Below are 11,185 nucleotides of genomic sequence, written 5' to 3'. Positions count from 1 at the left end.
GTGCCGCTCGATACGATGGGTGGTGCTGTTCACGGGCGAAGGCTGGGTCCTTGTCCGTGCTTGTGTGACGGATTGTGGCCGTTTGGGAGGTGTGCCATGCTTGAGATTATCGAGACCGCGTTGGACGTGGGCATGTTGATTGCCGGGGTTGCCGCCGTGGTGAGCACGCGGGTGCAGATGCCCGCCGCGCGGCGGAGCACGCCCCGAGGCCCGCGGGACGTGTAGGGGGTTACGAGCAAGCGTTCCTGTGTGTGCGCGACGCGGCGCATCGGTCCTGCGCGCTCCGGGTGAAACACGGTGAGAAAACGCGGCGATGCGCGAGCCCGAAGGGGCATGCGCGGGTATAGTGGGGAAAACGATCTGGGAGGAAAGCCATGTCGATCCTGTATATCATCGCCGCGCTGCTCGTTATTGCCGCCGTTATCTCGTTGGTGTTGTCGCTGCTGGGAATTGTGGTGACGGGTGCCCTCAAGTTGCTGCCCGGTGTGTTCATCGTGCTGGCCATTATCTTTTTTGCGCGGGGCGGTCGCATCGATGTGCATGTCCCGGACAAATGGAAGAAGCGCTAGCTGTTGTGTGCCGATAGGTTGTTGACATCGCGGACCCCGCGTTTTCCATACCGTAACGAAACGACCCCAAGGACGCCCATGGTCCTTGGGGTCATATCTGCATGCGCGATGAAGTCGTTACGCGGTGATGAACTGGGGGATCGCGCGGTCGTGCTCGTCGCAGGGCACGAGCTCGACTTCCTGCTCGGCAAACGCAACGCCGAGCAGCATGCAGTCCTCGCGCAGCTGGGGCAGGTAACGGTCGTACGTTCCAAGGCCGTAGCCCAAGCGATTGCCCTGGGCGTCAAAGGCAACGGCGGGCACGATGACCAAGTCGATCTCCGAGGGCGGTACCACGGGGAAGCGCGTGTCGTCTTTGGGCGGGACGCTGCCCTTGACGCGCGAGGGGATAAAGCGGCGCGTGGCGCCGGCGCGCGTGCTCGTGAGCGTCTGGTGCTCCTCGGTGACGGCGGGGCCCCACGGCTTGCGCGGGTCCACGATAAACGGCACGTTGCCGCCCAGGTAGTTGTTGCACGAGACCGAGCGCATGCACATGGCGCCCTGCGCGGCGTTGGGAATCATGCAGGGAAACACGATGCGGTAGCCATAGGCGTACGCCCCACGGATAAACCGGTCGAGGTCGACCTCGTAGCGCAGGGCGGCGTACACGGCGAGCGTGGGCGGCTGGCCGTTCTTGCCCTTGATGCTGCTGGCGCGCAGCTGCTCGATGAGCTGGTTGCAGATCTCGCGCGATTTGGTCGAGCGCGCTCCGGGCCGGAGCTCCTGACGGGCCTCGATGATGGCCCGGCGCACATCGCCCTTTTTATCAAGAATCGCCTGCTGTGCCTTGCCGGGCTCGTGGGCGGTGCTTTTTGTGGTGGTGGCTGGCGTCTTCGTTCGTTGTGCAGGTGCCATGGCGCGTCCTCTCGATGGTTCGTCTGTTCATTCTAGCGCTAGGCGCGGACGGCGGCTAATCCGCGAACACGTTCGCCGCGCGATACGCCAAAACCAGGTCGTCCAGGCGCATGCGGGCGTTTGCCGGGCTCGTGGACGGCAGTTCGACGAGCTTGATTCCCCGTTGCGCGAGTGCTTTGCCGTTGAACCGGCGGCACAACTGGGCCGCCCTGCCGCCGGTGGTGCATACCGTGTGGATGGGTGCCACATCGAGGATGCGCGCGAGGTCGTTGGGCACGGGGTTCGCGATGCTCGCGTCGGACGCACCCGCAATGTCGCAGGCGGCCAGGACGTCCCACAGGGCGATGCGGTACCGGAGCAAAAACGCGCGGCGCGCGGCATGGGGGTCGGCCGCCGAGGGGTCGCTCGCGAGCGACCCCTCCTCAAGGCCGTACAGGCGCTCCATCACGCGCCAAAAGCGGTTTTGCGGGTGGCCGTAGTAAAACCCGACCTCGCGCGAGCGCGGCGACGGCATGGTGCCGAGCACCAGCACGCGCGACCTGCCGTCAAAGACCGGCTCGATGGTGTGGAGGATGTGCTCGGCGTCCATGGCTGTTGTTACGCCTCGAAGCCCTCGGCGTCTTCGGCGCTCGCCCCCATGAGCTCCACGATGTTCCACTCGGCATCGCTCGCCTCGATGGCGTCGCGGCTGGCGAACACGCAGGCGGGCGCCTCCTGCGCAACGCGGGTGACTTCGGTGCCCAGGGCGCGCAGCTGCTCCGGTGTGGCGGCCAGGATCTCTGCGCGCCGGCGCTCGCGCTCGCCTGCATCCATCTTGCAGAAGTACTCGGCGTTGCGGCGCTTGGTGAGCGCGTAGGGCTTGAGCGGCGCGTCCATGCCCGAGACGCAGCTCACGATAAAGCCCTCAAAGGCGTCCGCATCGGGCTCGAAGCGCTCGAGCCATGCGCCTGCCGCCTTGATGCGGGCCAGGGAGGCGTCGATCTCGGGGTCGCGGTACGTGTAAAAGCCCGCCTGGCGCTTGCCGCCCGCGCGGAACCCGCAGCCGTAGGCACCGCCCTTCACGCGGATCTCGTTCCACAGGTAGTCGTAGGAGAGCGCGCTGGCGGCAACGCTCCACACGCCGTTCGTCTCGATGTCGAGCACGCGCGGGTCGGTGGCGAGCGCCAGGTAGCTCACGTCGCTGGGAATCACAAAGGCCTCGTGCTTGTCTGCGGGCCGGGGCACGTAGAGCTCCTTGGCGGGCGCCGTGCGCGGCGCGAGGCCCAGATCGCCCGCCGCGGTCCAGTAGCGCTGGAAGTCCTCGTCGGAGCCGGTGAAGCTCGCGACGGCGCCGGTCGAGGTGAAGATGCGGTCGCGCAGGTCGCGCAGGGTCCGGCACAGCTCGTCCTTGCGCTCGTCGAAGTGCTCGAGCAGCTCGCGCAGGAACAGGTAGAAGTCCACGCCCGAGAGCTGCTGGGTGAGCACGGCGGCGGGGGACACGTAGGACAGGGCGCGTGCCATGGCTGCGCTGTGACCGTTCATGAGGAAGCCCTGCTCCATGCCGATGCGCATCTGCGTGAGCACGTCGCGCATGCGGTCGGTGTCCTCAAAGACGGTTTGGGACCACACCTCGCGCGGGATGCGCGCGAGCTCGTCCGTCTTCTCGGAGAGGGCACCGGCCGAGACGAGTAGCCGCGGGCGCGCGAGTTTCCAGTTGGGCTGCGTGGCGACCTCGGTGGTAAAGGAGAGGAAGCCCAGGTTGGCGCCGATGTAGCTGTCGAGCTCGCCGGCGCTCATGTCCTCGGTGGCGAGCTGCTGCATAAGGCGCGTGAGGATCGTCACGTACGGCAGCTCGGCAAAGGCGAGGTGCGAGAGGTCGAAGTACGTGAGCGCGTAGGCGAGCTGGTGCGTGGGCAGGTTATGGCGCAGGCAGGGGATGGGCGTCTGCTTGTTGACGGTGAGCTGGGGCTCGGGACGCGCTGCCCCGATGTCGCTCACGTGCAGGCGTGGCAGGGTCGCCTTGGCCTCGGGCGTGTCCTCGGCCTCCTGGCGCTCGCGCAGGAGCGCGACGTCGTCCACGATGCGCTGGAGCTCTGCCTCGCTGAGCGCTGCCTTTGTGGCGGCGAGCTCGGCTTCCTCCTCGCGTGCGGCCTGCGCGTCGTCTGCCATGGGGACGAGCTCCACGAGGGCGCGGTGATTGCTCTCGAGCACGATCTCGCGCAGCAGGTCCTCAAAGAACGTGGTGTCCAGGGCCTGCTTGAGCTCGTCGTACACGGAGCCGTGCTCCAGCGCGCGCGTGGCGGCTTCGTCGGTGTCCTCGTAGAGCCATGTGCCGAGCGCGTCGCAGGCGATCGCCACGCCGTCGGCGATGCCGAAGTCGCGTTGACGCAGGTCGAACTCCTCGTTGGCGAGCGCGGCGGCCAGGCGGTCGCGGGGGATGCTCTCTTCTGCCAGGCGGCGGCACTCGTCCTCGATCACGCGACGGAACTCGCGTGCGGCGTCCGGCTGGGCGTTTTGCAGGATGATGAGCGTGTGCGGCTGCAGCTGGTCGCCGGAGGTGTAGCTCACCACGTTACCGCCCAGGCTAGCGGCGAGGACGGCCTTCTTTACCGGCGCCTCGTTGCTGCCGAGCAGGGCGTCGAACATGATGTCCGCGGCGATGAGGCGCTTGCGGTCCGCGGCGTCGCCCAGTACGTAGGCCATACCCACCAGGGCGTTGTCCGGGGTGGTGGCCATTTCCACGCGCTCGTAGTCGCACGCCACGGGCTCCTGGAGCGTGAGCGGGTTGGGGGCGCCCACCTGGTTAGGAACGCCGGCCGGGTTAGGAGCGCCTACCAGGGCGCTTTCCGTTGTCTGGCTGGACGCGCCTGCCGGGGCGGGCGCTTCTGCCGGAACGGGCGCTTCCGCCGGGGCGGGCATCGTCTTTTGCCCGGACGCTGATTCGCCCTGATTCCCCATCGTGTCGGTCGTGCCTCCGCCCGCATGCTTCTTCGTGGCCTGCAGCGCTTGGGCACGGGCGGTCTCGTCGCGCAATCGCGGCTCGTCGGCCAGGTAGCGCTCGTCCAAAAACGCCAGCTCGCGCTCGATGTGCATGTCTCCGTACAGGACGATGTAGCTGTTCGCCAGGTTGTAGTGGCGCGCGTGCGTGTCGAGGAACTCGCCGTAGGTGAGCTGCGGGATGGCCCGCGGGTCGCCGCCCGATTCGCGGGCGTAGGCGGTCGTGGGGAACAGCGCGCGGTTCACTGCGTCGTCAAGCACGCTCATGGGATCGGAGAGCGCGCCCTTCATCTCGTTGAACACCACGCCGTTATAGCGCAGGGTGCCCTCGGCGAGCTGCTGGCCCGGTTCGATGTCGAGCTCGTAGTGCCAGCCCTCCTGCTCAAAGATGGAGGGCTTGGTGTAGATGGCCGGGTTGAGCACGGCGTCCATATAGACGTCCATGAGGTTGAGCAGGTCCTGTTCGTTGGTGCTCGCCACCGGGTATACCGTCTTGTCCGGGTACGTCATGGCGTTGAGGAACGTTTGCATGGAGCTCTTGATGAGGTCGACGAAGGGCTCCTTCACGGGGAACTTGGCCGACCCGCACAAAACGGAGTGCTCGAGGATGTGGAACACGCCGGTGTCGTTGGTCGGGGGCGTTTTGAAGGCGATGGAGAACGCCTTGTTCTCGTCCTCGCAGGCGAGGTAGAGCAGGCGCGCGCCGGAGGTGGTGTGGTGCAGCACGTAGGCGTCGGCGTCGAATTCGGCCAGGGGCTTGCACGACGTGACGGTGAATCCCGCGAGGTTGGTGCCGGGGGAGAGGAGCCGCGCGGCGCGCGCGCGTGCGGAGGCCTGGTCTTCGCTTGGGTTGGCGAGGGTCTGTGTCTCAGTTGAGCTCGCATGAGCCTGCATGTCGCTTTGATTCGTGGCCTGGTCTCGAGGGGAGGACTGCACCTCGGGCGTGTGCACAGGGGCCTGCGCTGCATGTTCGCATGCAGGGGGTTGGGTTGTGCCTGCGTTTGCGGGCACTTGTTCGCGCGTGGGGGAGGGAGCTGCGCCCTCGCATGCTATGGTCTGGACTTCGTTTGTGCGCGTAGTCCTGTTTTGAGGGGACATCTGATCCGATGTGGTGGTGTTGGACATAAAAGCTCCTTTATGAAGGTCGATTGCTTCGCCCAGTATACCCACTCGTCGCGTGGCATCGCTACGCGCCCTTTTGTCGCCACCTGCCGCGCCGTGCAGGCCGTCTGCCACCTGCCGCGCCGTGCAGGCCGTCTGCCGCATGCCGCGTCGCACGCGGCATGCGGTTTGCGTGGGGGCGTTCGTGCACGGCGTGCGATTTGCCCGGGCGTGCCCTACGTAGGCGTTGCCCAAAGTTGCGTTTTGTTCGTAGACGGTAGCGGGGCATGCGGTAAGGTTGTCGAGAAATACTGTCAGGGGATATCGAATCGATGGGGAAGTGCATGGAAAACGGGCGTCCGGAATCTTGTGAACATACGGCCGCAGGCCAGAACGCGTGCAGGGTGGCGGACACCGAGCGCGCGAGCGACGCGCGCGAGCGTATGGGTCTGGCGTCGTCCATCAAGCCCGGCGCGGATTCCGATGCCGCCTCGCGCGCTGCGCGCCGTTCGATGCGCGAGCGACTCAATAACAAGGCATCACGCCAAGCCCTGATTGGCGTTATCGCGACGTTGCTGGGTGGATCGTTCTGGGGCTTTTCCGGCACGTCGGCGAGCTTCTTGTTTGCCAATTACCAGATTGATACCATGTGGCTGATGGCCGTTCGCCAGCTTGGGGCCGGAGCCGTCTTTATGGTCGTTGTGCTGTTGTTCGACCGCGAGCGCCTCAAGCGTTTGCTCACAACCCCGCGCGACCTTGCCACGCTGGCCGCCATGGCGGTGCTGGGCGTGTTTTTAAATCAGCTGTTTTACCTGTTGGCGGTCCGGCTTACCAATGCGGGGACCGCGACTGTCTTGCAGTGCTTGCAACTGGTAATCATCATGGCGTTCGGCTGCGTGCGTCAGCACCGGGCCCCGCGCCGGCGCGAGGTCGCGGGTGTGGTGCTGGCTTTTGGCGGAACGTTTCTCATTGCGACGGGCGGGGACCCCACGCGCCTGGCGATTCCTTTCGAGGGCCTGGTCGTGGGACTTATCGCTGCCTTTGGTGCGGCGTGCATGACAATCATCCCTGGCCGCATTCTGCCCAAGTACGGTTCATCGATCGTGACGGGCACGGCGATGTTCTCGTCGGGCATTGCGACCTCGCTGGTGGTGCAGCCGTGGAACAACGTCCCGGCGCTCGACGCCGCGGGTTGGCAGGCGCTCATCGTGCTTATCTTTGTTGGGTCGTGCCTTGCGTATGCGCTTTATATGCAGGGCGTTAAGGACATCGGCAGCGTGCGCGCGAGCCTGATCGGCACGGTCGAGCCGGTTTCGGCCACGGTCACGAGCGCGTTGATGCTCGGCACGGTGTTTGCCCCTACTGACCTAATCGGTTTTGCCTGCATCATCGTGATGGTGTTCCTTACGGTGTAGCGCGCGCTGTGCAGGTGGCGCATGCAGCGCGGCCCAGCGCGGCCGCTGGCGCGATCGTTTCGGTAGCGTGCACGGTGCAGATGACATGCGCTGCGCAGATGGTGCGCGCAGCACTGCACAGATAATAGGATCCGCACATATGTCGCACGTTGCGCAGATGGCAAGCGCCGCTCAGCACGCTGCGCAACGCTTTTCGCATGTTGGCGTTTTTCCTGCGGCATGGGCGCCGCTTTGGGCATTCTCTTGTCGTGCAGGGCACCGTTCGAAGCGTTTTTTGCGGTGTGTGTGGGTGCCTCTCGAAGCGTTTTCCGCGACGCAGCGGTCATTTCTGTTGTGCAAATTCGCAAATGCGCGGATAAATAACGACCGGGTTGAGTAGCGGCATCATAGCTGCAGAAAAAACAGCAGGTAGATGGGTTGCGGGTTTTCGGGCTACTTCGAGGGGCCGAGTATTATCCGCGCATTTGCGGATTAACGTTTGGTGGGGAGACAAAGAGGCGCCGTTCGATCGCTTGAGGGATCGAACGGCGCCTCTTTTGGTGCACGCGATGCTTGCTGGAAGGGCGTCGGCACGGGGAAGGCGGCAGCATGGGAAAAGCGGCGGCGCGGTTGTTGCCCGATATGAAGCGCTCACGCAAACCGCTTTTTCCAGCGCAAACCACTGCGCCCGATACAGACCGCTGCGTCAGGCGCAAACCGCCGTGTTCGGCGCGGGCCGTCAAGGCTTTGGGCTCATGCGGCGTCGCAGCTTCTTGCGCGCCGTTACAGCTGGTAGAGCTCGCCGAACTTCTTGGCCAGGTAATCGCAGTAGAACGTGGCGTCGAACGGCGCGCCGCAGGCGGCCTCGACAAGCTCGCCGGCGTCCTTGCCGCGGCCCCATTGCCAGATGTTCTCGCGCAGCCATGCACGCACGGGGGCAAGGTCGCCCACGGCGCAGGCGGCGTCGAGGTCCACGCCCGCGCGCTCCATGGCAGGGACGTACTGCGCATCGTAGGCGGAACCCAGCGCGTACGTGGGGAAATAGCCAAAGCTGCCGCCGCTCCAGTGCGTGTCCTGCAGGCAGCCCAAGGTGTCGTTGGGCACGTCGAGCCCCAGGTACTCGCGGGTCTTTTGGGCCCACAGCGCGGGGATGTCCTTGGCAGTTGCCTCGCCGGCGAACAGCAGGCGCTCGATGTCGTAGCGGATCATGATGTGGAGCGGGTACGTGAGCTCGTCGGCCTCGGTGCGCACGAGTGAGGGCTGCGCGATGTTGACGGCGCGGTACAGCTCGTCCTCGCTCACGGTGCCGTAGACTTCGGGGACGTAGCGGCGCAGCAAGGCGAGCAGCGGCGTCATGAACGCGCGGCTGCGGCCCGCCGTATTCTCAAAGAAGCGGCTCTGGCTCTCGTGGATGCCCAGCGACGTGCCGCCTTCCAGGCAGGTGCGCGCGTACGCGGGGTTGACGCCCAGCTCGTAGGACGCATGGCCCGCCTCGTGGATCACGGAGTACACGTTGGAGAGCAGGTTGTCCTCGTAGATGTGGGTGGTAACGCGCGCGTCACCCACGGCAAAGCCCTCGGAGAAGGGGTGCTCGGTAAAGGCGAGGCAGGTGTCCGCCAAGTCGAGGCCCACGAGCTTCATGAGGTCGAAGGACATCGCGCGCTGCACCGCGTCGGGCACGTGCGCGGTGAGGAACGGCGCCTCGGGCTGCGTGCCTCGCTCGCCGATCGCGTGGACGAGCGGCACAACGGTCTGGCGCACAGCGTCGAAGAACTGGTCGTAGGCGCGGGCGTCCATGCCGCGCTCGTACTGGTCGAGCCACACGTCGTAGGGGTCGCGTGTGGGGTCCACATAGCCGGCGTGGCGCTTGAGGGTTTCGACGATGCGGTCGACGTACGGCTCAAAGCTCGCCCAGTCGTTTGCGTTCTTGGCCTTGTGCCACACGGCATCGGCCTCGCAGGTCAGGCGGCTCCACGCCTCGACCTCCTCGGTGGGCAGCGCGCGGGCTTCGCGCTGGTCGCGGGCGAGGGTGCGCACCTCCGCCACGACCTGGGGGTCGGTGAGCTCGCTCGCGGCAACGGAGGCTTCGAGCTCGGACACGAGCGCGCACGCGTCGCTGCTGGTGAGCAGCTCGTGGTGCTCGCCGGCCAGCGCGCCCATGGCGTCGCCGCGGGCGGCCGCGCCGTTCTCGGGCGCGATGGTGGCGCCGTCGAATTCGGCGATCTTCATGAGATATTCGCGTGTCCAGAGCTTGCCTTCGAGCGCGCGCAGGCGGCTGGTGAGGTCGTCGGGGTTGGAAGCGGTCATGGGCCCTCCTTGCGAGGTCATGGCGCTCGATCGTTTACGAGCGGCCGGTCATTTTGGCTGAGTTCTAGTGTACCCACCTCGCGCCATGCTACGCGCCGCCGTTCGGGGAGTTGGCTTTGCTCCACGGTGCTCGGAGGCTGCCGAGCGCTTTGAGATGTGGCCGGGTGCCTAGGATGCAGCTGGGCACGTTGGGATGTGTTTGGGTGCCTGGGGGCGTAGTCGAGCGCCTGGGATGTGGCCAAGCGTTTGGGCTTGGGAATGCGGTCAAGCGTTTGGAAGCACAGTTAAGGGCTTGGGGAATAGACGAGTGTTTGGGGACGTAGCCGAGTGTTTGGGGGGCACGGCCAGACGCCTGGGGCGTGGCCGAGCGCCCGGGGGACGCGGTCAGACGCCTGGGCAGTAGCCGAGTAAGCCGAGCGTGGTGCACCCGAGCACGGTGCCGTTGTGCTATCATCGTGACCAATGCGTTGACGGAGAGGTTGCACCTCAACGCCACGTCGCATGAGAGAGGGTGGGTCACCGGCTGCGAGCCCGCCTGCGGTGTGGAGGTGCGAGTTCACTCCCGAGCTGCGACTTGAACGGCCGTGTTGCCGCGTGCGCCGGACTTGTGTCCCGGTGCTCGCAGGGCGGGCGCCGCGTGGAGGATCTCCATCGGGCGGACTGGCTGAGTAGGGGAGCCGCGTGCCCGCGCGACATCGGGCAAAAGAGGGTTCGCCGGGCAGACAACCGGCGGCCAATCAAGGTGGTACCGCGGAAATCCAGATCCGTCCTTGGGCAGTGCGAACGCACGAACCCGAGGGCGGATTTTTCTATGGAACACATCGGCGCGCTTCCCGGCGCGCCGCATAACAGGAGAGGGGAACAGATGAGTCTGATCGACGAACTTGAGGAGCTCGAGCAGCGAGCCCGCGAGATGATCGAGGGCGCCGAGACGGCGGAGAAGCTCGAGGCCGCGCGCGTGGCCCTCATGGGCCGCAAGGGCGAGATCACCGGCCTCATGCGCATGATGGGCAAGATCACGCCCGAGGAGCGACCGGTGCTCGGCAAGCGCGCCAACGAGATGCGCCGCATGGCCGAGACCCTGCTCAACGCGCGTATGCAGGAGATGAAGCGCGCCGCCGTGCGCGAGCTCATGGCCACCGAGGCCGTGGACATCACGCTGCCCGGCGCCCGCCCGCACATCGGCCACGCCCACCTCATCAACCAGATCATCGAGGAGATCGAGGACGTGTTCTGCGGCATCGGCTACACCGTGGAGAAGGGCCCGCAGGTCGAGTCCAGCTGGTACAACTTCACTGCGCTGAACGCCCCGCTCGACCACCCGAGCCGTTCGGCCCGCGACACGTTCTACGTGCGCGACAACGCGCCCGGCACGGCCGCTCACCCCGAGGAGCACGCCCATGGCGAGTCCGATGTGCTGCTGCGCACCCAGACCTCCGGCGTCCAGGTGCACACCATGGAGACGCAGGAGCCGCCCATCTACATGATCGCCCCGGGCCGCGTGTACCGCCCCGACACGGCCGATGCCTGTCACTTGCCGCAGTTCCACCAGGTTGAGGGCCTCGTGGTGGACAAGGGCATCACGTTCGGCGACCTCAAGGGCACGCTCGACTACTTCGTGAAGTGCATGTTCGGCGAGGACCGCGCCACGCGCTACCGCCCGCACTTCTTCCCGTTCACCGAGCCCTCCTGCGAGGTCGACGTGAGCTGCGGCGTATGCGGCGGCGAGGGCTGCCCGTTCTGCAAGCACTCCGGTTGGATTGAGATCCTGGGCGCCGGCATGGTCGACCCCAACGTGCTCGTCAACTGCGGCATCGACCCCAACGAGTACACGGGCTTCGCGTTCGGCGCGGGCGTGGAGCGCATCGCGGCGCTCCGCTACGACCTGCCCGACCTGCGCACGCTGGTCACGGGCGACATGCGCTTCCTGAACCAGTTCTAGTC

The 11,185-nt window shown here is 66.1% G+C and carries 8 protein-coding genes; 4 read left to right on the top strand and 4 right to left on the bottom strand.

The window, feature by feature from the left end; genetic code table 11:
• Positions 1-96 precede the first annotated feature (96 nt).
• Complete coding sequence (locus LK434_RS10525; RefSeq protein ID WP_006719350.1) at positions 97-225, top strand: hypothetical protein; 129 nt, start codon at positions 97-99, stop codon at positions 223-225.
• 149 nt (positions 226-374) lie between these two features.
• Positions 375-569 (top strand): hypothetical protein, encoded by a 195-nt coding sequence (locus tag LK434_RS07625; RefSeq protein WP_006719352.1) that lies wholly within the window; start codon positions 375-377, stop codon positions 567-569.
• Between the two features lie 117 nt (positions 570-686).
• Here the strand turns inward: LK434_RS07625 and LK434_RS07620 are convergent, their stop codons facing one another.
• Genes LK434_RS07620 through LK434_RS07610 form a run of 3 tightly spaced genes read right to left on the bottom strand, consistent with a single transcriptional unit; the run spans position 687 to position 5,333 of the window.
• The gene (locus tag LK434_RS07620; RefSeq protein WP_006719354.1) at positions 687-1,463 is read right to left on the bottom strand and encodes a 5-formyltetrahydrofolate cyclo-ligase; all 777 of its coding nucleotides are present in this window, start codon (positions 1,461-1,463) and stop codon (positions 687-689) included.
• 55 nt (positions 1,464-1,518) lie between these two features.
• Positions 1,519-2,052, bottom strand: coding sequence for a DNA-deoxyinosine glycosylase (locus LK434_RS07615; RefSeq protein WP_006719357.1), 534 nt, complete (start codon positions 2,050-2,052; stop codon positions 1,519-1,521).
• An 8-nt stretch (positions 2,053-2,060) separates the two neighbouring features.
• The gene (locus LK434_RS07610; RefSeq protein ID WP_006719358.1) at positions 2,061-5,333 is read right to left on the bottom strand and encodes an insulinase family protein; all 3,273 of its coding nucleotides are present in this window, start codon (positions 5,331-5,333) and stop codon (positions 2,061-2,063) included.
• Between the two features lie 539 nt (positions 5,334-5,872).
• On the opposite strand from LK434_RS07610, the gene LK434_RS07605 reads away from it, so the two are divergent.
• Positions 5,873-6,955: a DMT family transporter gene (locus LK434_RS07605; protein ID WP_006719360.1), complete on the top strand. Its 1,083-nt coding sequence runs from the start codon at positions 5,873-5,875 to the stop codon at positions 6,953-6,955.
• A gap of 762 nt (positions 6,956-7,717) precedes the next feature.
• Here the strand turns inward: LK434_RS07605 and LK434_RS07600 are convergent.
• Positions 7,718-9,241, bottom strand: a complete 1,524-nt coding sequence (locus LK434_RS07600) for a carboxypeptidase M32 (RefSeq protein WP_227917699.1) — start codon at positions 9,239-9,241, stop codon at positions 7,718-7,720.
• Positions 9,242-10,106: 865 nt separating this feature from the next.
• Here LK434_RS07600 and pheS point away from each other — a divergent pair.
• The gene (gene pheS / locus LK434_RS07595) at positions 10,107-11,183 is read left to right on the top strand and encodes a phenylalanine--tRNA ligase subunit alpha (RefSeq protein ID WP_317134269.1); all 1,077 of its coding nucleotides are present in this window, start codon (positions 10,107-10,109) and stop codon (positions 11,181-11,183) included.
• Positions 11,184-11,185 lie beyond the last annotated feature (2 nt).

It is taken from the genome of Collinsella stercoris DSM 13279, assembly GCF_020735465.1.
Classification (GTDB): Bacteria; Actinomycetota; Coriobacteriia; order Coriobacteriales; family Coriobacteriaceae; genus Collinsella; species Collinsella stercoris.
This window is presented reverse-complemented; position numbering and strand designations above follow the sequence as displayed.